This is a genomic window from Sorangium sp. So ce1153, from assembly GCF_051521595.1.
Lineage (GTDB): Bacteria > Myxococcota_A > Polyangia > Polyangiales > Polyangiaceae > Sorangium.
In genome coordinates, this window is sequence record NZ_CP150361.1 from 7,469,837 (window position 1) to 7,492,095 (window position 22,259).

Below are 22,259 nucleotides of genomic sequence, written 5' to 3' on the forward strand. Positions count from 1 at the left end.
CTCCGTCGGAATACCGAGCTCGGGCCCTCGCCGCGCGTCACCGCGCGGCCGGGCTCGGCGGCGGCGCTCGACGTCGAGCGCCGGGACGTACCTACTGCCGCGTGATCGTCACCTTCTTGATGACGGGCGGGGTGACCGGGCGCTCGCCCTTGACGTCGACGCCGGCCAGCTTGTGGACGAGCTCCTCGGGCCCGCACTCGCCGAAGATGGTGTAGCCGTTGTCGAGGTGGAACGCGGCCGCGTCGGTGATGAAGAACTGGGCGGAGTTCGTGTTCTTGCCGCGGTTCGCCATGCACAGAAGGCCCGCCCGGTCGTGGCTGCCGTCCTCCCACACCTCGTCGGGGATCACGTAGCCGGCCTCGCCGGTGCCGTTCTTCTTCGCGTCGCCGCCCTGGATCATGAATCCCTTGATGATCCTGTGGAAGATCGTCCCGTCGTAGGCGGGCTTCTTCTCCCAGGCCCCCTCCGGCGTCTTCCAGGGCCGGATGCCGCGCGCGAGGCCGACGAAGTTGGCGACCGTGATCGGCGCCTTGTCGTCGAACAGCTTGCAGGACAGCGTGCCGAGATCGGTCTCGATCGAGGCGGTCAGCGTCTTGCCCGCCGGGAGCCCCTTGGTGGCGTCCTCGAGCGTCCACTTGCCCTTCACCGGGTCGTCCTCGCTGGGCTTGACCTCGGCGACCGGGCGCGCGGTGACCTTGCGTCGCTGCGGCTGAGGGCGCTCCTTTTCCGCCTCCGACTTGCCCCCGGCCGGCGTCGACGCGGGCGCGCCCGTCGACGCGGGCGTCGTCTTCGGCTTCGGCGCCTCTTCGGCCATGGGCTCCGGGGTCTTCGAGCATCCTGCGAGGACCGCCAGCGCGGCGAGGGTGGCGATGGACTGAGTGGAGAAGGCTCGGACAATCATCGGGCAACGATTTCGCGCGTCGCGGTCCGGCGGTCAAGGACGAGCCTCGCCGTGGTAGGAAGCGGCATGAGCTCGCGCCGCGCCCTGGCGACCCGTCTGTCCTTGCTCGCCCCGCTCGCCCCCGCCCTGGGCGCGCTGCTGCTCGGGAGCGCCCTCGGGGCGTGCGAGCGCCGGGTCGATGAGCCGGTGCCGGTCACCCCCCGCAGCGCCGCGGTCAGCGGCCCCGCCCCCGACGTCGCGCCGCCCGTGTCGACCGGGACGCCGGACGAGGGCCGCTGCATCCACGCGACCCCGTCGACGCCGGAGCGGCCGCTCCCGACGCGCGCCGGCCCGGACCCGGCGTGCCCCGAGGACCCGACCGGCCCGTTCCAGCTCGCGACCGGCAAGGTGATCTTCCTCGAGGCGAAGGCGCCCGACGTCGTGGTCGAGGTCGCGAGGAGGGAGAAGGAGCGCGCCCGCGGCCTCATGTACAGGAAGAGCATGCCGGAGAGCCGCGGGATGATCTTCGTCTTCGAGCAGCGGAACAACCACGCGTTCTGGATGCACAACACGTGCATCCCGCTCGACATGCTGTTCATCGACAGCGATGGAACGATCGTCGGTATCGAGGAGAACACTCCGACGCTCAACGACTCGTCCTTCGAGGTCGGCTGCCCCTCGGCGTACGTCCTCGAGCTGAACGCCGGCTGGGCGCGGCGCCACGGCGTCGTCGCGGGCCAGAAGGTCCGGCTCGAGGGGATCTGACGCTCGCGCGGCGCGCGATCCGGCGCGCGCCTCGGGCAGGGCGGTCCACGGCGCGCCGGGGCGGCGCTACATGCCCGGGAACAGGCCGAGCTGCCGCGCGGCGAGCGGAGCGCGCGCCGCGCCGGGCGGCGGCGCCGTGTCGAGCACGAGCGGCCCGCGCGGCGGCGCCGCGAGCAGGCGCGCGCGCTTGCCGAGGAGCGCGTCGCGGGCCGCCGCGAGCGCGAGATCCGGGCGGTTGTTGTTCTCCGAGAGGTGCATCAGCGCGACCGTGTGCGTGCCGCCCGGCAGCGCCGCGAGCAGCGCGCACGCCTGCGCGTTCGACAGGTGGCCCCGCGCCGAGAGGATCCTGCGCTTGAGGTGCTGCGGGTACGGGCCGGCGTCGAGCATGTCCTCGTCGTAGTTCGACTCGAGCATCAGGACATCGCAGCCGGCGACGTGCTCGAGGAGCCCCGGCGGGACCTCCCCGAGATCGGTCACGAGCGCAGCCCGGCGAGCGCCGTCGTCGACGACGAGCGCGACCTGCGCCGCGTCGTGCGGCAGCGGCCTCGGCGAGAAGGTGAGCGCGCCGATCGCGAACGGCTCGCGCGGCGAGAAGAGCCGGACGCGCTCCGGATCGCCGAGGAGCGCGGCGCGCGCCGTCGCCTCCGAGGCGTAGATCGGGATCTTGTGCTTCTTGTTGTACCTGGCCGCCACGCCGACATGGTCGGCGTGCGCGTGCGTGATGACGATCGCGTCGGGCGTCCACGCCGACGTCGAACCTGACGTGCGATCCGACGTGGAATCCGACGTGGAATCCGACGTGGAACCGAGCGCGCCGGCCGTGGCGGCCGCCGCGAGGCACTGCGCGAGCACCCGGGGCCCGACGCCCGCGTCCACGAGGACGCGCGTGCCGCGGGAGGCGAACAGCGTGGCGTTGCCTCCGCTCCCGCTCGCGATGATGGTGATCTGCATGCCGGGCTCCGCGGAACGGGTGCTCCTGTGAGCCGTAGCGCAGGCGAGGGCCTGGCTGCAAGCGCGCTGAGCCGCGCGAAGCGCTCGCGACGGCGCTCGAACGACGCTACAGGAATTCCACTCCGTCGTGCCCTCGTCCCGCCCCGCCTCCCTCCCCTCCCCTGACCCCGCGCCGGAGGCCCCGCGCGGCGGTGTCCCTGGCGACGGCAGCCTCCGCAGCGGCGACGGCGGCAGCGGCGACGGTGGTAGCGGCGACGGTGGTAGCGGCGACGGTGGTAGCGGCGACGGCGACGGCGGCGCGCGGCGCGGCAAGCGGCGATGGCGCGCGGTGATCGCGGCGCTCGTCGTCCTCGCCGTCCTCGCCGCCGCCGTTGCCGCGCTCCTCGTGCTCGGTCCGCCCGCGATCCGCCGGCGCATCATCGCCGAAGCGCGCGCGCGCGGCGTCGCGCTGGAGCCGGGCGTCGTCGACCTCGGCCTCGGCGCCGTCCGCCTGCGGGGTGCGCGCTTCTCGCTGCTCGGGGTGCGCGGGCTCTCGGGCACTGTGGCGCGCACCACGATCGAGCTGCGCGGGCTCTCACCGGCCCGGATCGCGGCCGACGGCGTCGACCTCACCCTCGTGGGGACCGACGCCCTGGAGGGCCTGCCGGCGTGGGTCGCCCAGCACGGCCCGCGCGCGGCGGCGCTGCCGCTCACGACGAGCCGCGTGCGCCTCGGCCTCCGGGATCGCGACGGCGGGCCCGAGGTCCTCGCGCTGGCGGACGGCTCCCTCCAGCGGCGCGCGACCGCCTCTGGCCAGGGCGCCGCTGCGCCGTCGCCCGGCGCGCCGTCGCCCGGCGCGCCGCCGCCCGAGGCCGGTGTCCTGAAGCAGGCGCGCGTGCTCGTCGACGGCAAGGAGATCGCGCGCACCGACGTCGCCTGGTCGATCGGCGCGGCGTCCATCGCCCTCGGCTTCGGCGGCGAGGACGTCGCCGCGGCGCCGCTCCGGGCCGAGCTCCGGCCGCTGCCCTCCCCGAGCGCCTCGATCGCGCTCGCGCCGGTGCCCCTCACCGCCGTCGGCGCGCTCCTCGGCGTCGACGTCGGCGCCGCGAAGATGATCGTCTCCGGCACGCTCGATCTGCGGCTCGCGGAGGGCGCGGATCGGACCGCCCTGTCCCAGGCGCCGCTCGAGGGCCCGATCGCGCTCACGGTGAAGGGCTTCACCCTGCCCCATCCGAAGGAGCTCGACGGGCTCCTCTTCGGCGACACCACGACCCTCAAGGCAGACGCGCGCATCTCGGGGGATCGCCAGCGCGTCGCGCTCGGCGGCGTCGAGGTCGCCGCCGGCGCGCTGAAGCTCACCGGCACGGGCACGATCGAGCGCGCCGGCGCGGACGCCTCGATCGGGATGGATCTCTCCGGATCCATCCCGTGCTCGCTCCTGGCCGGCTCCGCCGCGATGTCGCACCTGACCGGCGCCGTGGGCCTGCTCGCGCGCGACCTGATGAGCCGCACGCTGGCGGGCTCGGTGGCGGTGCGCGCGCGCGTCGACGCGCGCGCGAGCCGGCTGACCGCCGCGCGCGTCACCCCGAGCGCGATCCTCCGCTGCAAGCTCCGCCTCTAGCGCGGCGCTCGGCCGCGTCCGGGACAGCGAACCGGATCAGGAACCGCCAAGGGCGCCAAGGACGCCGAGGGCGCCAAGAGAGGTAGAATTTTCTTCCCTTGGCGTCCTTGGCGTCCTTGGCGGTTCAATTCGTCTCGTCCGCGCACCGCGCTCGTCAACGTCCGCCGTCAACGAGCGCGGCGAGGAGATCGGCCCCGATTCACGACCTGGCGGGGGTCCGCCCGAGCACAGCGAGGGCCAATGTAAGGAAGAAACGCGGAGAGCCAGGGCAGAGGATGAAGGTCGATGTTGGTGACGAATTGACGCGATGAACAACGACTCGACGCGCGTCGAGCGCAGCGCGCCCGCTCGACGAGAGAGCGCCGCTCTGGCACCCTGATCGATGAGGAGCCCGCAATGCGCCCTGGAGCTCTCGCGCTCGCCGTCCGGATCACGTCGCTTCTCGGGGTCATGTCGCTCTTCAGCGCTGCCTGCAACGGAGGTCTCGGCTCCGGCATGACGGACGACGCCTCGGGCGGCGGAGGGGCATCCGCGACGTCCTCGGCCTCGGTCGCCCCCGCGACGTCGGCCGGAAGCGGCAGCGCGGGCGGCGCGGGCGGCGCGGGTGGCGGAGACAGCGCGGGCGGCGCGGGCGGCGGGACCGCCGGGGCCGGAGAGGGGGGCGCGATCAGCGAAGAGGACTTCCCGCTCGATACGCACCCCGAGGGGCCGTGCCCGCCCGACATGGTGGAGGTCGAGGGATACTGCATCGATCGCTTCGAGGCGCCCAACGTGGAAGGCGCCCTGCCGCTCGTGATGGAGAGCGCTGTCTCGGCGCACGCCTGGTGCGAGGAGCACGGCAAACGCCTCTGCACCGAGGACGAGTGGGACACGGCGTGCGAGGGCCCCGAGGGGTTCGTCTATCCGTACGGGAACACCCACGAACCGGACCGCTGCAACGACGGCAAGACGTGGAGAGCCCCCGACGAGGGCGCGCTCAACACATGGCCTTCCGACGAGGCGGCGGCGGCGGTCGAGGCGCTCTACCAGGCCGAGCCGAGCGGCGCGCGCCCCGGGTGCGTGAGCGCCTTCGGGGTCCACGACATGACGGGGAACGTCGAGGAGTGGGTGGTGCGCACCAAGTACCACGTCAACGAGTATCCCCACGTCCTCAAGGGCTGTTACTGGTCCGGCTGCTTTGGCGGCGCCAAGCCGCGGTGCGGCTCGACGAACCCGGCGCACGCGGACGGGTTCCGCTACTACGAGACGAGCTTCCGGTGCTGCCGCGACGTCCAGTGATCGGCGCCGCGGCCCCGCGCCGCCCCACGCCGGGGAGGATCGTCGAAGAGGCGGCGCGCCGGGGGTGACGGGCGAGGGCGAGCCCGCGCGCGGAGGGCGCGCCGGTCGTGGAAGGACGGCGGGCGAGCCCCACGATCCGCTTCCCCTCGGTCGCGCCGCGGGCTAGGGCACCGGGATACGGTGCTGACCCTAGCAAGAGAGCCACGCCCCGGCCTCGACCTCTTGAAGGACGCGATCGCCGCGTTCGGCGCCAAAGGGCGCGAGCGCGCCCGCCCGGACGACCTCGACGCGCGCGACCCGGCGTTCATCGCCCGCGTGCTCCCGCTGCTCGGCCTCCTCTACGACGACTACTTCCGGTGCGAGACCGAGTTCGAAGCGGACCTGCCCGACGGCCCCTTCCTCGCCGTCAGCAACCACAACGCGATGACGGGAATGCCGGACATGTACTGCCACATGACGGCGTTCTGGCGCCGCTATGGGCACTCGCGCCCGGCCTATGGGCTCATGCACGACCTCCCGTTCAACGTCCCGAAGGCCGGCCCCTGGCTCAACGCCTGCGGCGCCATCGCCGCGAGCCCGGAGAACGCGCGGCGGGCGCTCGCCCGCGGCGCGGCGGTGCTGGTCTTCCCCGGCGGCGATCTCGACGCGTGCAAGCCCACGTCGGAGCAGTACACGATCCGCTTCGGCCGGCGCCGCGGCTTCGTCCGGCTCGCCATCCGCGAGGGCGTGCCGATCGTGCCGATCGTGAGCGTGGGCGCGCACCAGTCGCTCTACATCGCCACGGACGGGCGCAGGCTCGCCGAGTGGCTCCGCCTGCCCCAGCTCGCGCGCTCGAACGTGGCGCCGCTCGGCCTCGCGCTGCCGTGGGGGCTCATCGTCGGCGTCCCGATCCCCCATGTGCCCCTCCCGGTGAAGATCCATACGCGCATGCTCCGCCCTGTGCACCTCGGGCTCCCGAGGGAAGCCGCCAGCGACCCGGACGAAGTCGAGCGCGCGTTCACGCGGATCGTCGCGCGCATGCAGGCCGGGCTGGACGAGCTCCGGGCGGCGGGCAGGCACGGCCTCTTCCCGCGCGGCAGCCGGCGAACCGCTGCTGGTTGACGGGCAATCCACGGAAGGATAGCAACGTGATGGCGGCCCGAGAGCGCCCGTCGCGCCGGAGGCGGTGATCGCGCCGTTCACGCCTGCTTTCGCGCGGCTGGCTCGCGCTCGCGCTCCAGCGGTGACACTCGGTCACGCCGCGCCGGAGCCCGCCGGCGGACGATAAAGGACGATGGGCCTCGCGCGGCTCTCGGAAAACCGAGTCCGTTCATGTAGGCTTGGGCGCCAGCCGTGAACCCCGACCGCACCGCGCAGCTGCTCGCACCGGTGGCCCAGCCCGGAGAGCTCATCGCGGCCAAATACCGCGTCGAGCGGGTCGTGGCGATCGGCGGAATGGGGGTCGTGCTCGCCGCGCGCAACGAGGATCTCGACCAGAAGGTCGCCATCAAGATCCTGCGCCAGGACGCCCTCGCGAACCAGGAGGCCGTGGCGCGCTTCCTGCGGGAGGCGCGGACGGCGGCGCGCCTGCAGGGCGAGCACGTCGCGCGCGTGTTCGACGTCGGCACGACGGAGAGCGGCGTGCCGTTCATGGTGATGGAGTTCCTGAGCGGGCTCGATCTCCAGCAGGTCATCGACACCCACGGCCCGCTGCCCATCCAGGATGCGGTCGACTACGTGTTGCAGGCGCTCGAGGCGGTGGCCGAGGCGCACGCGGCCGGCGTCGTGCACCGGGATATCAAGCCTTCGAATCTGTTCCTGGCCGAGCACGCGGACGGGACAAGGCACATCAAGGTGCTCGATTTCGGCATCTCGAAGGGCCAAGGCCTCGACTCGCCCGCGGAGCCGGGGCTCACGTCGACGAAGCAGGTGATGGGGTCGCCCGGGTACATGTCGCCCGAGCAGATGATGGCGCCGAGGACCGTCGACGGGCGCGCCGACGTGTGGTCGTTCGGTGTGCTGCTGTACACGCTCGTCACGGGCGAGCCGCCGTTCCAGGGCGAGACGGTCGCCGCGGTGATGGCGAACATCCTGCACCAGCCCGTGCCGCGGCTGCGCGACAGGCGGAGCGACGCGCCCGCCATGCTGGAGCGCATCGTCGCGCGCTGCCTGGAGCGCGACGTGAGCGCGCGCTACGCCAACGTCGCCAAGCTGGCGCAGGCCCTCGAGCCGCTCGGGTCGAGCTTCGCGAAGCTCTCGACCTCGCGCATCCAGAGCGCGATCGGCGCGGCGTCGCCGGCCGGACAGACGCTGCTCAACTCCAAGGCGGCCGAGGACAGCGACCGGCTGTCCGGCGCGTCGTGGTCGCACACGAGCTATCGCCGCAGGTCGAGGCGCCGGCTGCTCGTGGCCGCCGGCGTGGCCGCGCTGGTCGCCGGCGTGGCCGGCGCGGGCGTGTGGCTCGTCGGGGCCGGGCGCGTGGCGCCGCCAGCGCCGAGCGCCGCGGCGGCGCGCGAGCCCGATCGCGCGGCCAGCGCCGGCGGCGACGCGCTCGCCCCCGCGCCGAGCGCGCCTCTCGCGCCGAGCGCGGCGCCCGTGGTCACCGCCGCCACGGCCGCAGCGAGCCCGGCGGCGCCGCTGGCCCCGGCGCCGAGCGCGGCGCACGCGGGCAGCACCGCGCCCGGCGCGCGGCCGCGGGCCACCGCGTCCGCAGCGCCCCTCAGGCCAGGAGCCCAGCCGAAGCCGACGATGTCGACCAGCGAGGACGATATGTTGAGGAGCCGCCATTGAGACCGTCACGAGCGCGACACGCGGGCGCATGGCTCGCATTGCTCTCCGGAATGTGCCTGATCTCGCCCCTGCGAGCCCAGCCGACCCCGTCGGACAAGGCCCTCGCCGAGGGGCTGTTCCAGGACGGCAAGAAGCTCATGGACGAGGGCAAGCTCCAGGAGGCGTGCCCCAAGCTGGCCGAGAGCCAGCGCGTGGATCCCACGGTCGGGACGCTGCTCAACCTCGCTGTCTGCCACGAGAAGGAGGGCAAGACGGCGAGCGCGTGGGCCGAGTTCAAGGAGGCGTCCGCGCTCGCCGCGAGCGCCGGGCAGCAGGATCGCTCCCAGTTCGCGGCCAAGCGCGGGTCCGAGCTGGAAGCCCGGCTGACGCGCCTCGTGCTGGAGGTGGCGCAGCCGGCGCCGGGCATGGTGATCACGCTGAACGGCAAGGAGCTCAGCGCGACGGCGGCCACGGGCTCGGGCATCCCCGTCGATCCGGGCACGGCCACGGTCGAGGCCAGGGCGCCGGGCAAGCGGCCCTGGGCGCAGCAGGTGACGCTCGATCCCGGGCCGAGCACGGCGCGGGTGACCATCCCGCCGCTCGCGGGCGTCGCCGCGCCGGAGCCGCCCAGGGCTGCTCCCCCTGCCCCGCCGCGCCCCGCGCCGCAGGCTCGGCCCGGGGCGCCGGCGCCCGGGGGGGCCGGCAGCCCGATGCGCACGCTCGGCTTCGTCGCCGGGGGCGTCGGGCTCGCCGGGATCGGCGTGGGCGCGGTGTTCGGCGTCCTGACGGTGCAGAAGGCCGGGGACGTCGAGGAGGGCTGCAGCGGCAACTTCCGCTGCAGCCGGGCGGACGTCGAGGCGAACGAGAGCGCTCGGACGACCGCGATGGTCTCGAACATCGCGGTCGGGGCCGGGCTCTTGTGCCTCGGGGCCGGCGTCGCGATGGTGCTGCTCTCCCCGTCGCCGGAGAAGGCTGTCGCGGGCGAGCGGGTCTGGGTCGCGCCGAGCGTCGCTTCGGACGGAGGGCGCGTGGTGCTCGGAGGCCAGTGGTGATGCGAAGCTCGAAGAGTTCTGCCATGACGGTCGCGCTCGCGGCGCTCGCGCCGGCCCTCCACGGCTGCGCGCAGATCGCGGGGCTCGAGGATCGCGAGGTGATCCCGGTCCTCACGATCGCGAGCAACCAGGCGGAGCCGCGGGGCATCGCGCTCGACGAGGAGGTGATCTACTGGACCAACGGGAGCAGCGACGGGGCCCAGGGGAGCTCGACGGGCGGCGCGCTCCGGATGCAGATCAAGGATGACCCGGCGGTCATCGACCTGCTCGCTCCTTCCAGCGAGGCGCCTGCGGTAATCGCGCTGGACGCGACGCACATCTACTGGTCGAGCACCGACACCGGGTTCGAGGGCGAGTGCGAGGGCGGCTCAGGGCAGCGCGACAAGCTGTGGAGGATGCCGAAGGAAGGGCAGTTTCCGGCGGCTGGCGGCGAATTGCTGTGGGGTAGCTGCGGCGCCGTCGAGGAGCTCGCGCTGAACGCCGACAACGTCTACAGCGCTCGGCCCAGCGCGGAGCGCATCACCTGGATTCCCAAGGCGGGCGGCAACCGGAAGGATCTCACCGAAGGCGGCGAGCCCTTCGGCGTGGCGGCCGACGGCGCCCGCGTCTACTGGACCGACCGCGGGCGCAACGAGATCTTCTTCGACGACACGAGCGACAGCGCCCCCGGAGAGCCGCTGCTCACCGACCTCGAGGACGCGCCGGGCCTGCTCGCGCTGGATGAAGCCAACCTCTACTGGCTCACCCCGAGCGGCGTCATGGGGTATCCGCGGAGCGGAGGAGACGCCCCGGTGCGCCTCCTCGAAGGGCTGTCGAGCCCTCCGACCGGGATCGCCGCCCACGGAGACTACCTCTATGTCACCGTCAGGTCGGCGGGGAGCGTCCACCGGGTCCGCAAGGACGGCACCGGCGATCCGCAGGTGATCGCGTCGGGCCAGGGGGGCCCGACGAGCATCGCCGCGGACAGGACGGGCGCTTACTGGACGAACAGCGACTCAGGAGAGATCGTCCGGTTCACCGACGAGTGACGCGCAGCCGCGGTCAGGCGGCCGGGAGGCTCGGCGTCCCGGGCTCAATCGATCTGCAGGTGATAGTGGGGCGGCCGCGACTCCTCGAGCGCGAGCACACCGCCGACCTCCTCGACGCCATCGAGAAAGGCGCGCTTCTCCGCCGGCGTCATGTCCCGGTTCCGGATGTCGACCGCGCCCTCCCGGAGGTGCGCCGAGATGAACACGCCGCGGTCGATCTGGGCGTGGATCACCTGCTCGAGGGCCGCGATCAGCGCCTCCGGGGGCTGCTCGGTCGAGAGCCCCTCCTCGTAGGCGCTCATGATCTCGCGCGCCGCCGCCTTGTCCTTGTAGAGGCCGAGGACGTCGGCGCCGTGCCGGAACAGCTCGTGCATCGCCTCGGCCTGCCGCGCCGGGTCCCGCGTGCCGCTCGTGACGACGAGCTCCTTTCCGGTCCGCCGGAAGTAAGCGCTGGCGATCTCCGCGACCTTCTCCTCCACCGCGGGCGCGAGGGCGATGCCGGGCAGGAGCACATAACGGCGCTCCTCTTCCGGATCCGCCGACGCCGCGCGCCGCGACGGCGCGAGCGCCGTCGCGGCGGCCCCGGGCGGCTCGTCCTCATCGCTCTCCGGAACCTGCAGCGAGAGCACCCTGGCCGCGGGGCCATCGGGGACCCAGAAGTTGAGCCCCACCTGCTCGATGGGAGCGCGCGAGGCCACCGGCGAGCGCCCGGGGAGCTCTGGCGGTGCCGCGGCGCGGGAGACGCAACCTCCCGCGGCGAGAGCGAGGACGAGGACGGCGGCGCGGCGGGCGCGCGGGAGGAGAGACGGGCGCGAGCGCAACATGCGATCCACGGGGCGCCTCCTACTTCGTGATCGTGAACGAGGCGCGCGCGAGCTCCTTGCCCGTCGCGTCGCTGACCACCACCGCCCAGAGCCCCGCTGCGCGGGCCTTCCGCGTGGCCGCCCACGTACGAAACCGCCGCTGCGCGCCGACCGCGAGGGGAATGCGCAGCGGCGCGCTCCCGTCGGGCGGCGTGAAGGCGACGGTGATCTCCGAGGCGGCCCGGTCCTTGTTCGCCAGCTCGACGAAGGCATAGATGCGATCGATCTCCGCGCTCGCGAACGAGGTCGCCGGCTCGAGCGGCTCGCGGCCGGCGATGCCCCTCGAGACGACGAGCCGCACCACCTGGAGCTCGGGCGCCGCGGCGGCGCGCTCTTCAGCGACGCCGCCCTGCCCCGCGCGCCCCGAGCCCTCCGCGGCCGACCCCGACCTGCGGCGCCGCTCTCGCCCCGCGCCGCGGGTCGACGCGGTCGCCCCGTCGCGGCGATCGGCGTCGCTGCGGCCCACGTCCGCGGCGGCGCCGCCGGTGAGCTCCGGCGCGTCGCCTTCGCGCCTCTGGTCGGCCGGCGCGGCCGCGCTCGCCTCCCTCTCAACGTCGCCGCCTGGGCTCCCCTGGGCCGCGCGGCTCAGCGCCGGAGGCTCCTCGCGGGCGATCCGGGCGACGGCATCGCTCGGGTCGCTGCAACCGAGCCACGCGGGCGCCCCGCCGAGAGCAGCGGCCGCGAGCGCCAGGACCATGGTTTTCCGCTTCGTTCCCCGGGTGTTCACACCGACGAGGTGCCACGATTCAGCGGAGGGGGCGAAAAAACTACAACCCCCGCAGCAGCCAGGAGGCCCGTCGCCCATGCCCGTCGAAGGGCGTAGAGCCGGTGCCGGGCAGCGCGAAATGAGCTCGGGAGCGGCGCCGCCAGGCCGCGGCGGCGCTGGTCAACGCTTCGGACGGGAGCGACGCGGAATGTTGGTCAACTCACCATCTTGGGAGGGACCGAAGTTCGTGATGGCGCTGTCTTCGATCATCAGGATGAGCAGCCCTCCGCTCGCGCCTCGTGCCGTCGTCGCCCGGGACCCCTGCGTTGTCTCCCGTGGCGCGTGGTACGAGCTGTCCGCTGCGATCTGCTTCATCTCCAACTCCTTGCAACACTTCAGTCTGGCTGTCACGCCCCGGCTGGCTGAGCCGTCCTGCACTTCCGTGCACGGTGTCCGAGGCTGAAAACTGACCTGGGCGCGAAAACGCCAATGTTCGCAGGATAGTCACGGCTTCGACTGAAAATCATCAGGAAAGAAGTCTCTCTCGACGATTTCTGTCCGGTGCTGCTCCAGTTTGCTTGGCTTGCTTGGCTTGCTTGGGTCCGCTGTGCGCGAGGGCGGCGTGCGCGAGGGCTCTTCTGCCTCCCTCTGGCGCCTCCCTGGCGTCTCTCTGGTGCCTCCCTGGCCCACTGGCCAGGCGCTGTGGCGGGCGCCCGTGGCGACGTGAAGCGCGGCGAAGCGTAAAACGTGCTGGCCGGAGCTTCAATGGGACGCCCTGAACAACTGAACGCCGGTTCCGTGCTTTATTCAGCGGCTCCGGGTTACGACGGCTGAGCGACGCCCCCAACGCCCCGGGGGCGGCGCTCGCCCCGGGAGCGCTTCAGCGGCGGCCGAAGCCAGCCAGCTGACGGGCTGCGGCCACCACCTCGTCGCAATCGACGCAGCGCAGGACCCCGTCGACCAGCTCCATGCTGCCCAGGCTGCCGCACTCGGGACAGCGGTTGGCGAGCTGGTGCTTGCTCTCCTCGCAGAGCCGGTTCGTCTCCGCCTCGGCCTCCGCCTCGGTGCGGAAGATCTCGGCCGGCGTGCGGGCGTCGCGCTTTCGGTCATCCATGGCGCGCAAACTACCACGGGCGCGAAGCCCGCCGCGAGCGCCGCGCCGCCCGGCGCGCCGCTGCTCGCGGCGAACAAGGACGCGCTCAACCACGCAGCGCTCGCCGTATCAAGCCGAGCTCACGCCATCGAGCTCACCGCACCGAGCTCACCGCACCGACTCGAGCAGGCCCCGGAACGCCGGGCGCGCTTGTAGAGGGCCTTGCGCGGGCCGGCGCGCGGCACCTCGAGCGCCGCCCAGCTCCCCGGGACATCCCACGCGAGCGGCGCGGCGGCGGGCGCGCCGGACGCGGCCGGCGGCGAGGATGGCTCGGGCTCCGGCGCGCTCCGCGAGCACGCCGGGACCACGAGCGCCACGACCACCACGAGCGCTGCTCGAGCGAGCGACGCCTTATGTGGGAGCATGGGGCCAGATCTACCACTACGTCCTCCATCGAGGCGCAGGAATTCGATACCCCGCCGGGCGAGAAACCGCGATCCTCTCGGCGAGCCACGATCTCCGCGGGGGCCGCGATCCTGAAGCAGCGCGGAGAGGCAGAGGGCGAAGGGGCCAAGAGGAGCCGTGTCCTCAGCGGCGCCGCGGCGGTGCGGAGGGGCGCCGGAGCGGACCGGCGGCGAGCCGGACGCGGGATCGGGTGTAAGCCCTCGGCCCTGCTCGCACGTAGAAGAGACGCCCCGGCCAGGGAGAGGAGACGGCGCATGGACCAGATCGGCGAGTACCTCGTTCGACGCCTCGTCGGCGAGGGGGGGATGGGCAAGGTCTACGAGGGCGAGGAGCGCCTGTCGCGCCGGCGCGTCGCGCTGAAGGTGCTGCGCCCGGAGCTCGCCCGGAGCGAGCAAGGACGGCGCCTCTTCCTGAACGAGATGCAGATCCTCGCGCACCTGGAGCACCCGAACATCGTCCGGAGCCTCGCCAGCATCGAGGCCTCCGGCGAGCTCGTGATGGTGCTCGAGTACCTGGACGGCCAGACGCTGCGCGCCGTCCTCGGCGCCGCCGGCCGCCTCCCCTGGCCGGAAGCGGTGCGGATCACGGCCGGCGTGGCGAGCGCGCTCGCGGCGGCCCACGGGCAAGCGCCGCCCGTGATCCACCGCGATCTCAAGCCCGAGAACATCATGGTGCAGAAGGACGGCGGCGTGAAGGTGATGGACTTCGGCATCGCCAAGGTCGTCGAGGCGATGAACCAGACCAACACGCAGAGCGTCGGCACCCTGCAGTACATGAGCCCGGAGCAGATCGACGCGCGCTCCATCGATCACCGGTCGGACCTCTACTGCCTCGGGCTCATCCTCTACGAGGCGCTCACGGGGCGCCCGCCGTTCCAGTCGGCCTCGCCGCGCGAGCTGCTCAACCTGCAGTGCACGGCGGAGCCGCCGCCGCTCGATGACGACGTGCGGAGCGGGCTGCCCCGCGGCGTCGAGCAGCTCCTCTTCCAGCTGCTCGAGAAGGCCCCCGAGGATCGACCGTACCTCGCGCAGGACATCGTGGACCGCCTGGAGCCGTTCCAGACAGCAGGGAGCGCGCCGCAGCGCGCCGCCAGCGGGGAGCGCGCGTCGACGGCGAGCGCCCCGCACCGCGCGCGCGATCAGGAACGGGTGAGCACGCCGCACCGCGCCGGCGATCAGGAACGAGTGAGCACGCCGCACCGCGCCGGCGATCAGGAACGGGTGAGCACGCCGCACCGCGCCGGCGATCAGGAGCGGGTGAGCGGGCCCGGAGGGGCGCGCGTCACCGGCGCGTCGGGCGCGCCGCGCACCGACACGATCGCGCTCGTCGAGCAGATCGACCGGACACGCGACGTCCCGGGCCGGCTCGCGATCGCGATCATCGTGACGCTGTCGGCGCTCGCCGGGCTCGGGACCTACGCGCTGCGCTCTTCGGACGGCGCGCCGGAGCCGCCCGCCAGCGCCGCGACGCCAGCGCCGCCGGTGAGGGCGCGGTGAGGCGAGCGTCGCCAGAGCAGGCTGGCTACACGGAAGGCGCGCCCCTGCCGGCCGTGGGGTGCGCCGCGCGGTGGCGCTGCGGCGCCGCGGAGGAGCTGTGGCGGCTCGGCGAGGCCGACCAGGGTGGCCCGGCAGGGCCGGAGCACGAGGCCGTCGCGACGCGCCTCCTGTCGCTCGGAAGCGCGGGCGTCGGCGGCTTCATCGACGGCGGCATCGCCGCGCCGGCCGAGGGGGAGCGCGGCGACGCGCCGGCCGACGGCGAGCCTGGTGACGCGCCGCGTCCTCGCTCGGCGCGCGTCTGGCTCGTGCGGAGGCTCGCTGGCGCCTCCCTGTCGGACCGGGTGCGCGCGCGGCGCGGGCCGCTTCCGTTCGAGGAGGCGCTCCGGCTCACCGTCCCGCTGGCCCGCGCGCTCGCGGCGTGCGAGCGGGCCAGCCTGTTCCCCGGTCCGCTCTCGCCCGACGCGGTGCTCGTGGACGACGCTGGCGGGGTGACGCTGCCCGCGAGCGCGCTCGTCGCGGCGCTCGTCGGGGCACGGGCGGGCCGCGGGGCTGCCTCGGAGCCGCGCGCCGAGGGGGCGCGCGCGTCCTCGGCGGTCCCGCCGCTCTGGACGCCCCCCGCGCAGGCCGATGGCGCGCTCTGGGACAGCGCCGCGAACCGCTACGCGCTCGGCCTCGTGCTCTACCGCCTGCTCGCGGGAGAGCACCCGTTCGCGGGCGCCGGCCTGCGGCACGCGCTCGGCGAGGCCGCACACCGCGAGCCGCCGCCGTTCATCGAGGGCGTCGCGACCTCGCTCCCCGCCGGCCTCCAGGGCTACACCCTGCGGCTGCTCCATCCGGACCCCGCGCGGCGGCCGCCGCGCGCCGAGGCGATCGCGGACGCGCTGAGCGGGTTCCTCGACGAGCCCCCGGCGGCGCGGAACGGCGCCGCGACGGCAGAGGCCACGACCGCCGCCGCGACGCGCGGGCGCGAGCCCGGAGGCCGCGCGCAGGCCGCGCGCCCGCCGCGCCGGCGCGATGAGCGCGTCGGCGCGGCGGCGCGGCTGCGGCAGCTCGCGCCGCTCGGCGCCGGCGCGCTCGTCGCGTCGGCCGCGCTGGCCGCGCTGGCGCTGCCGCGGGCCGCGCCCGAGCAGGCGGCGCCGCGGGCGGTCGCCGTGGCGCCGGTCGCGCCGCTCGCAGCGCCGCAGACGGCGGCGGAGGACTGCGCCGCGTGCCACGGCCGCCAGGCGTCGGAGTGGCGCCGCTCCGTGATGGCGCACTCGGTGAAGAGCCCGCTCTTCAATGCGCTGGAGAGCCTCATCGAGGAGCAGGCCGGGCGCACCGCCGATTGCCCGAACGGCGCGGGGATCCTCCGCAAGGCCGACCCCGCGCGCGCGTGCCGCGACGGGCGCAGCGGCGTCGCCGTGACCGGCTCGGGCGGCGAGCACTGGTGCGTCAACTGCCACAGCCCGGCGGAGAACCTCGACGCGGCCATGCCGGCGTGGGACGGCCGCCCCGGCGGCGATCCCCGCACGCGCCTGCCCGTCCGCGACCTGCTCACCCGCCGCGGGATGGAGGGGATCTCCTGCGCCTTCTGCCACCAGGTGCACGGTCCGGTCGGCCCGCGCGGGCGCGCTGGCTACCAGGGCAACCCGACGTGGACGTCCTTCACGTCCGGCGCCGTCTTCGCGGCGCGCCCCGAGGACGCGCGGGGTCTCTTCGGGATCGCGAACAGCGGTTACGACCTTCGCCCCGAGGAGCTCCTGCTCGCCGCAGGCCAGCGCGGGGACAGGCCCGCCGTGGCCTCGGCGGACCGGCCGGCGAGCGCCGACGCCCCCGTCGTGCACGGCCGACCGTCGGCGGCCGCCAGGGCCTACCTGCGTTCGAGCGAGTTCTGCGGGGCCTGCCACGACGTGCGCCTCTTCGGCACCGACAGCCTCGCTGCGGCGCGGGGCGAGCACTTCAAGCGCCTGCGCAACGCCTACACCGAGTGGTCGGACTGGGCGCGGTCCGAGGAGCGCGCGGGCCGCCGCGCGGCCAGCTGCCAGGACTGCCACATGAGCACCTACCCCGGCGTCTGCGAGGCGGCGCCGCCGACGGGCGCCGCGCAGGCGTCGGCGGGAGATCCGGAGTGCCCGCCCGGCACGCGCTTCGCTCCCCGCCCGCCCGGCACGCGGCCGCGGGGCCGGGTCGCCGATCACTCCACCGCTCCGGCCGACGTCGTGACCCACTACTTCTCCGGCGTGGATGTGCCGCTGTCCGACGAGTTCCCCGAGGCGCTCATCGACGAGCCCTCGCTCGACGTGCACGGCATCCCCGCGGGCGCGCGCCGCCGCCGCGACCTGCTCCTCCGCCACACGTTCCGCTTCGAGCTCGGCGCCGCGCGGCGCGCCGGCGCGGACCGCATCGAGATCCCGATCGAGATCGAGAACACCGGCGCCGGGCACAAGGTGCCGGCCGGCTTCAGCCAGGAGCGCGAGTTCTGGGTCCACCTCGTGGTGAGGGACGGAGATGGGCGGGTGATCTACGAGGTTGGCCGCGTCGACCGCGCCGAGGAGGACCTCAAAGACAAGGTGTTCGCCCGGGTGAACACCGACCCGGACGCGAATCACCCCTTCAGGGCGGCGGGCGCATCAGGGGGCTTGTTCGGCGCCGACGTGCGCGACGGGCCGGATGTCCCTCTCTGGAATCCACCGCCACGGCTCGGCGGCACGTCGTTCCGGGGGCGAGGACTCATCAACTTCCAGAACGGATTTTTACGCTGTGTCCGCTGCATCGGCGTGGTGGACGCGGCCGGCGTCTGCCAGCCCGGTCCCGGCCAGGGGCTGCACCACGCCGATCGGTTCGCGGACGGCGACTACGACGCAGACACCGGGGCATGCGGCTCGAACCTCACGGGGCCAAACGCCTTTCTGGAGACCTATTTCCCTGTCGGCGCGCTGGACGCGAGCCGCGGAGTCGTCAAGGGGCCGGACGCGATCATCGACACGCGCTCCGTGCCGCCCGGCGTGCCGATCCGGTACACGTACGATCTCGCGGCCGGCAATCGGCGCGGCCCGCTCCGGGCCGAGGCGAGGCTGCTCTTCCGGGCGTTCCCCCCGTTCCTGATCCGCGCCTTCGCGGCCTACGAGCGGGAGCAGGCGCGGCGCGGCCTCAGGCCGAGCGGCCCGCTGGTCACCGAGTCGATGCTCGAGCGGCTCGAGATCGTCGAGCTCGCGCGGGCCGAGGCCGAGATCCGCTGAGCCGAGGCCCGTGATGGAGCGCTTGGGTAGACAGGCCGCGCGACGCGCCGGCGGACAAAAAGGGGCGAGCCCCTACCCCGGCCCGCGGGGTAAGGGCTTCGCTGGTCAGGAGCTGAAGAGCTCAGCTCACCGTGATCGAGAAGAGCTTCCCCGGCGATCAGGGAGGGGGCGGGGGCGGCTCGGTCGGGAGCGGCGCGGGCAGCTTGAACAGCCTGCCGATGCGGAACGGCCGGGTCGACGGCGAGTAGTAGCTCGTCGTCGAGGAGGTGACGCTCCACGTGTAGCCGAGCAGGATGCCCGTGAGCGAGTCGGTGTACACCCGCATGTAGCCCGTCCCGGCGCCGGAGCTCATGTAGCCGCCGGTGCACGGCCCGCTCCACCGGCTGTCCGGGTACGACTCGTTGCACCCGTGCGCCGTCTCCGTCGAGTCCGCGATCGGCACCGCGTACTGCTTCGTCCCCGAGTAACGCGGGTTGATCTGCGGCAAGATCTCCGTCGGCGTGCCCGTGATGACGACCGTGTGACCGGCGTACGTGGCCGTCGCGCCGACGACGAGGACATCGCCCTTCTGGACGTCAATCGCCCGCGTGACGCGGCGGAAGTACGTCTCGATCCCGGGAGGGGCCGCGCCGACCGCGGGACTCGCGTTGATGACATCGAAGTACTGGTCCGACGTGGGGCTGTTCTTGCGCCACAGCCGCTTGATGTCGTCCTGGGTGTACCCCATCGACTTCTGGAGCGTCAGCGTGAAGAAACACGCGCCCTTGGTCATGGCGCTCCAGGCCGGCATGCCTTCCCCGGGCACGAAGGAGCCGTCCTCCGCCGGTCCCGGCGCCGTCTCCCAGTTGATGTAGCACGCGGGGTCGTTCCCCCACGTATTGTTGTCCGCGATCGTCTTGTCGAGGAACTCGAGGGCCCAGTCCGCGTGATCCTTGGCGCTCGCGGACGCCGAACCGAGCGTGATCAGGGACGCGGCAGCCAGGGATGCAACAGCCAAACTCGTCGTGCGCCTACTCATACATCTACCTCGTTGGTTTGGAATGACATTGCATGTGCACTCTGGAACAGATGCTAGTCATTTCATGCTGAACCATCAAACGAACCCTGGCGCCGAAGATGCCGAGTCTAGCAGGATGGATATTCCCTATAATCGGCCTGGGTGTCAAGGCTTTTTCGGGACGTTCATCCTTTTTTTTACGCTTCTTCAGCGTCGAACATGAAGTAAGACCATGTCGTCCCTTAAGATATCTGATGCGCGATGGTATGAAGCGACGGTGTCCCGCCCGATGACGCCGCTCCCTCCTGCCGCTCCTGCTGACGTCGCCTCGCCGCGCGGCGGCTCGCGCCTCGACGGGGCGGCGGGGCGATGCCTGCTCGCGCGGCCGCCCGCGCCCGACCACCGAGCGCGCCGGGAGCAGCGCTGATGCCCTCATCCGACCACACGCGCGGCGACGGGCGCGACGCGGCGTCGGACCGCGCCCGCGCGTGGCCGCCGGGCGTGTTCGACGCGCCCGTGCTGCGAGGGCTCGACGAACGGGCCCGGCGCGAGATCGCCGAGGCAGGGAGGCTCCGCGCGCTCTCGCCGGACGAGGTCGCCTATCGCGCCGGCGACGCCGGCGACGCCTTCTTCGTCGTGGCGTCCGGCCGCGTCGCCCTGAGGGCAACGCGCCGCGGAGATGATCGCGAAACGGAGGTGCGCACCGCCGCTGTGGGCGATGTCCTCGGCGAGGAGGCGGTCGTGGGGATGTCGCGCAGGACCACCGCAGTCGCGCTCGCCGAGAGCGTCCTCGCCGAGGTCCCCGTCCACCTGTTCCGCCGCGCCGCCGGGCGCTCCGGAAAGACCGATATCGCCGAGAAGCTCGAGCGCGCGCTGCGGAGGAGCGCGACGCGCGACCTCCTCGGCACCCTCGCCTTCACGCGCGATCTCGACCCGGACGATATCGAGATCCTCCTCGACGCGGTGAGTCATCGGCGCTTCGAGCGCGGTCAGGCCGTCTATCGCGCCGGCGATCCGGCGGCAGAGCTGTGGCTCATCGCCGAGGGGATGGTGCAGGTCCAGACCGAGGACGGAGATCGGATTCATGTGCGCGCGTACCTCACCCGGGGTGATTTCTTCGGAGACGTCGAGCTCGGCGAGGGCCGGAGTCGGGCGGCGAGCGCGGTGGCGAGCGGCGCCGCGACGCTCCTGTCCGTGCCCGCGAAGACGTTCGCCTCCCTCGCGCGAAAGCACCCAGATCTGATCCCCCGACTCCGGCGCATCACCGGCGAGCAGAGCGCCGCACAGGAGGCGATCGTCGCCGGCCACGCGCGCAATCACACAGCGCACGTCTTCAGGGACCTGTATCGCCTTCAGGTCGCGCGGTCCCTCCTCGTCATCGACCTCGATACGTGCGCCCGTTGCGGGCACTGCGCGTGGTCGTGCGCCGATGTGCACGGGGTCTCTCGGCTCGCGCGCCGCGGGGACAAGGTGCTCGCGCGCGTGGACGACGACGACGACGACGACGCGGCGCAGGCCGCGCGGCACGGCGCGCCGCGGAGCCTCCTCTTGCCGAACTCCTGCCAGCACTGCGAGAGCCCGGCGTGCATGATCGAGTGCCCCACCGGCGCCATCGGCAAGGACACCGGAGGCGAGGTGTTCATCCGGGACGCGCTCTGCACGGGCTGCGGCGCCTGCGCCAAGGCGTGCCCCTGGGATAACATCGCCATGGCGCCGCGGCCCCCGGACGCGCCGCGCCCGGGAGGCGCGGGCTTCCCGGACCTCGCCGTCAAGTGTGATCTCTGCCGCGATCACGACGGCCCAGCGTGCGTGAAGGCGTGCCCCACGGGCTCGATCTTCCGCGTCAACCCGGCGGAGGAGATCGCCGACGTGCGCGACCTGCTCGGCGGGGCGCGGCGCGAGCAGGAGCGCGCCGGCGCCCCGCGGAGCGACGCGGCGCTGCTCGCCGGGAGCGCGATCGCGGCGGCGGGGCTCGGCGCGGCGGGGCTCGCGGCGCACGCGCGCGGCGACGCGCGGCCCGGCGAGGGCGCCGCGTGGTCGGCCGGCGTCGCCGCCGCGGTGGGCATGGCGCTGCTCCTGCTGTACGCGATCCCGAAGCGCGCCGGACGATGGGCGTGGATGCGGCCCCGGCGTCGCGACGGCGCGGCTGCCCAGCACCGCGGCGACGCCGCGACGGCCAAGGACCGCCGCGACGGAGCGCCGGAGGACCGCGGCGACGCCGCGACGGAGGAGCGCGGCGACGGCGGGCCCGTGAGGAGCCGGCTGCGCCCGCAGCTGTCCGGGCACCTCGCGATCGGCCTCGTCACGGCCGGCCTCGCGCTCGCACACGCGCCGTGGCCCCGGTCCGGCCGCCCGACCCTCGGCGCGGCGCTGCACCTCGCCTTCTGGGCCACCGCGGCGGCCGGCGCGCTCACGGCGGTCGCCTACCGGCTCGCGCCGCGGCGCCTCGCCCGGATCGAGCGCACCGCGGCGCTGCCGGAGGATTTCGCCGCCGCTCGCCGGGAGCTCCTCGACCGCTTCTACCGCGGGGTGAGCGGGCGCAGCGATCTGGTCAAGAAGATCGTCGAGAAGATCCTCGTGCCCTACGTGCAGAGCCCCGTCGGCCCGCTCGCGCTCCTCGCCTCGGGGCGCGGCCTGCGCGACGAGGAGCGCGCGCTGCGCGCCCGCATCGACGTCGTGCTCGAAGGGCGCGGCGCGGAGCGCCTCGCCGGCCTGTCCGAGCTCATCCGCCTCGCCGTGGAGCTGCGCGCGCTCCCGGCCCAGCGCGCGCTCCTCGCCGCGCTCCGCGCCGGGCTGCCGGCGCACATCATCACCTTCGGCGTCGCCGCCGCGCTGCTCTTGCTTCACGCGATCACGGCGACCAGCGTGCCCCGATGAGCACGCGCACGCCGCCCCACACGGCCACAGCCGCGGCGCGTGGCGCAACACCTGCGGCGCGCCGGACTCGCTATGAAATCGTTGCGAGGCACAGCATTTCTTTGTGCGTCGCACGCCTTGCCGCCCGCGCGGGGGAACCGCGCCCGTGCGCTCCGACCGCTTTTCGCGCCACGCTCCGCGCACGGGCGAGAGGCCTGGACTTTGCCTTCTGCGCCCGGGTACAATTTTCCCGTCAGCACCCC

18 protein-coding genes are annotated in these 22,259 nt (G+C 73.7%); 10 read left to right on the forward strand and 8 right to left on the reverse strand.

Going from position 1 to position 22,259, the window contains the following annotated elements:
- Positions 1-91 precede the first annotated feature (91 nt).
- The gene (locus WME85_RS26885; RefSeq protein WP_437825213.1) at positions 92-901 is read right to left on the reverse strand and encodes a peptidylprolyl isomerase; all 810 of its coding nucleotides are present in this window, start codon (positions 899-901) and stop codon (positions 92-94) included.
- Positions 902-967: 66 nt separating this feature from the next.
- On the opposite strand from WME85_RS26885, the gene WME85_RS26890 reads away from it, so the two are divergent.
- On the forward strand, positions 968-1,645 hold the full coding sequence (locus WME85_RS26890) for a DUF192 domain-containing protein (protein ID WP_437825214.1): 678 nt from the start codon (positions 968-970) through the stop codon (positions 1,643-1,645).
- Between the two features lie 66 nt (positions 1,646-1,711).
- Here the strand turns inward: WME85_RS26890 and WME85_RS26895 are convergent, their stop codons facing one another.
- Positions 1,712-2,596, reverse strand: coding sequence for an MBL fold metallo-hydrolase (locus WME85_RS26895; RefSeq protein ID WP_437825216.1), 885 nt, complete (start codon positions 2,594-2,596; stop codon positions 1,712-1,714).
- A gap of 127 nt (positions 2,597-2,723) precedes the next feature.
- Between WME85_RS26895 and WME85_RS26900 the strand changes: the two genes are divergently transcribed.
- The 6 genes from WME85_RS26900 (at position 2,724) to WME85_RS26925 (ending at position 10,302) form a co-directional block, all read left to right on the forward strand.
- Positions 2,724-4,196, forward strand: coding sequence for a hypothetical protein (locus WME85_RS26900; RefSeq protein ID WP_437825218.1), 1,473 nt, complete (start codon positions 2,724-2,726; stop codon positions 4,194-4,196).
- Between the two features lie 396 nt (positions 4,197-4,592).
- The gene (locus tag WME85_RS26905; protein ID WP_437825219.1) at positions 4,593-5,474 is read left to right on the forward strand and encodes a formylglycine-generating enzyme family protein; all 882 of its coding nucleotides are present in this window, start codon (positions 4,593-4,595) and stop codon (positions 5,472-5,474) included.
- Positions 5,475-5,654: 180 nt separating this feature from the next.
- A complete protein-coding gene (locus tag WME85_RS26910) occupies positions 5,655-6,575 on the forward strand; it encodes a 1-acyl-sn-glycerol-3-phosphate acyltransferase (protein WP_437825220.1) in 921 nt (306 codons plus the stop codon).
- 231 nt (positions 6,576-6,806) lie between these two features.
- A complete protein-coding gene (locus WME85_RS26915) occupies positions 6,807-8,243 on the forward strand; it encodes a serine/threonine-protein kinase (protein ID WP_437825221.1) in 1,437 nt (478 codons plus the stop codon).
- Positions 8,244-8,293: 50 nt separating this feature from the next.
- Positions 8,294-9,274, forward strand: coding sequence for a hypothetical protein (locus WME85_RS26920; RefSeq protein WP_437825222.1), 981 nt, complete (start codon positions 8,294-8,296; stop codon positions 9,272-9,274).
- A gap of 23 nt (positions 9,275-9,297) precedes the next feature.
- Positions 9,298-10,302: a hypothetical protein gene (locus WME85_RS26925; protein ID WP_437825223.1), complete on the forward strand. Its 1,005-nt coding sequence runs from the start codon at positions 9,298-9,300 to the stop codon at positions 10,300-10,302.
- A gap of 44 nt (positions 10,303-10,346) precedes the next feature.
- Here WME85_RS26925 and WME85_RS26930 read toward each other — a convergent pair whose 3' ends face one another.
- From WME85_RS26930 to WME85_RS26950, 5 genes are all read right to left on the reverse strand, one after another.
- A complete protein-coding gene (locus WME85_RS26930; protein WP_437842364.1) occupies positions 10,347-11,126 on the reverse strand; it encodes a hypothetical protein in 780 nt (259 codons plus the stop codon).
- A gap of 19 nt (positions 11,127-11,145) precedes the next feature.
- A complete protein-coding gene (locus WME85_RS26935) occupies positions 11,146-11,862 on the reverse strand; it encodes a DUF2914 domain-containing protein (protein WP_437825224.1) in 717 nt (238 codons plus the stop codon).
- 189 nt (positions 11,863-12,051) lie between these two features.
- Positions 12,052-12,246: a hypothetical protein gene (locus tag WME85_RS26940; RefSeq protein ID WP_437825225.1), complete on the reverse strand. Its 195-nt coding sequence runs from the start codon at positions 12,244-12,246 to the stop codon at positions 12,052-12,054.
- 505 nt (positions 12,247-12,751) lie between these two features.
- Positions 12,752-12,985 carry a hypothetical protein gene (locus WME85_RS26945; protein ID WP_437496631.1) on the reverse strand — a complete coding sequence of 78 codons (234 nt, stop codon included), beginning with the start codon at positions 12,983-12,985 and terminating at the stop codon, positions 12,752-12,754.
- A 119-nt stretch (positions 12,986-13,104) separates the two neighbouring features.
- Entirely contained in the window at positions 13,105-13,389 is a 285-nt protein-coding gene (locus tag WME85_RS26950; protein WP_437825226.1) for a hypothetical protein, read from the reverse strand.
- A 294-nt stretch (positions 13,390-13,683) separates the two neighbouring features.
- On the opposite strand from WME85_RS26950, the gene WME85_RS26955 reads away from it, so the two are divergent.
- Together WME85_RS26955 and WME85_RS26960 are read left to right on the forward strand one after the other, a co-directional pair.
- Entirely contained in the window at positions 13,684-14,925 is a 1,242-nt protein-coding gene (locus tag WME85_RS26955) for a serine/threonine protein kinase (protein WP_437825227.1), read from the forward strand.
- A complete protein-coding gene (locus tag WME85_RS26960; RefSeq protein WP_437825228.1) occupies positions 14,922-18,143 on the forward strand; it encodes a hypothetical protein in 3,222 nt (1,073 codons plus the stop codon). Before WME85_RS26955 ends, WME85_RS26960 begins: the two co-directional genes overlap by 4 nt.
- Positions 18,144-18,300: 157 nt before the next feature.
- Here the strand turns inward: WME85_RS26960 and WME85_RS26965 are convergent, their stop codons facing one another.
- Positions 18,301-19,140, reverse strand: a complete 840-nt coding sequence (locus WME85_RS26965; RefSeq protein WP_437825229.1) for a hypothetical protein — start codon at positions 19,138-19,140, stop codon at positions 18,301-18,303.
- 426 nt (positions 19,141-19,566) lie between these two features.
- On the opposite strand from WME85_RS26965, the gene WME85_RS26970 reads away from it, so the two are divergent.
- The gene (locus tag WME85_RS26970) at positions 19,567-22,017 is read left to right on the forward strand and encodes a cyclic nucleotide-binding domain-containing protein (protein ID WP_437825230.1); all 2,451 of its coding nucleotides are present in this window, start codon (positions 19,567-19,569) and stop codon (positions 22,015-22,017) included.
- Positions 22,018-22,259 lie beyond the last annotated feature (242 nt).

Coding starts and splice junctions, on each gene's coding strand:
- WME85_RS26885 (WP_437825213.1), bottom strand. CDS start 901: ATGATTGTCCGAGCCTTCTCCACTCAGTCCATCGCCACCCTCGCCGCG.
- WME85_RS26890 (WP_437825214.1), top strand. CDS start 968: ATGAGCTCGCGCCGCGCCCTGGCGACCCGTCTGTCCTTGCTCGCCCCG.
- WME85_RS26895 (WP_437825216.1), bottom strand. CDS start 2,596: ATGCAGATCACCATCATCGCGAGCGGGAGCGGAGGCAACGCCACGCTG.
- WME85_RS26905 (WP_437825219.1), top strand. CDS start 4,593: ATGCGCCCTGGAGCTCTCGCGCTCGCCGTCCGGATCACGTCGCTTCTC.
- WME85_RS26920 (WP_437825222.1), top strand. CDS start 8,294: ATGTGCCTGATCTCGCCCCTGCGAGCCCAGCCGACCCCGTCGGACAAG.
- WME85_RS26925 (WP_437825223.1), top strand. CDS start 9,298: ATGACGGTCGCGCTCGCGGCGCTCGCGCCGGCCCTCCACGGCTGCGCG.
- WME85_RS26930 (WP_437842364.1), bottom strand. CDS start 11,126: ATGTTGCGCTCGCGCCCGTCTCTCCTCCCGCGCGCCCGCCGCGCCGCC.
- WME85_RS26935 (WP_437825224.1), bottom strand. CDS start 11,862: ATGGTCCTGGCGCTCGCGGCCGCTGCTCTCGGCGGGGCGCCCGCGTGG.
- WME85_RS26940 (WP_437825225.1), bottom strand. CDS start 12,246: ATGAAGCAGATCGCAGCGGACAGCTCGTACCACGCGCCACGGGAGACA.
- WME85_RS26945 (WP_437496631.1), bottom strand. CDS start 12,985: ATGGATGACCGAAAGCGCGACGCCCGCACGCCGGCCGAGATCTTCCGC.
- WME85_RS26950 (WP_437825226.1), bottom strand. CDS start 13,389: ATGCTCCCACATAAGGCGTCGCTCGCTCGAGCAGCGCTCGTGGTGGTC.
- WME85_RS26955 (WP_437825227.1), top strand. CDS start 13,684: ATGGACCAGATCGGCGAGTACCTCGTTCGACGCCTCGTCGGCGAGGGG.
- WME85_RS26970 (WP_437825230.1), top strand. CDS start 19,567: ATGCCCTCATCCGACCACACGCGCGGCGACGGGCGCGACGCGGCGTCG.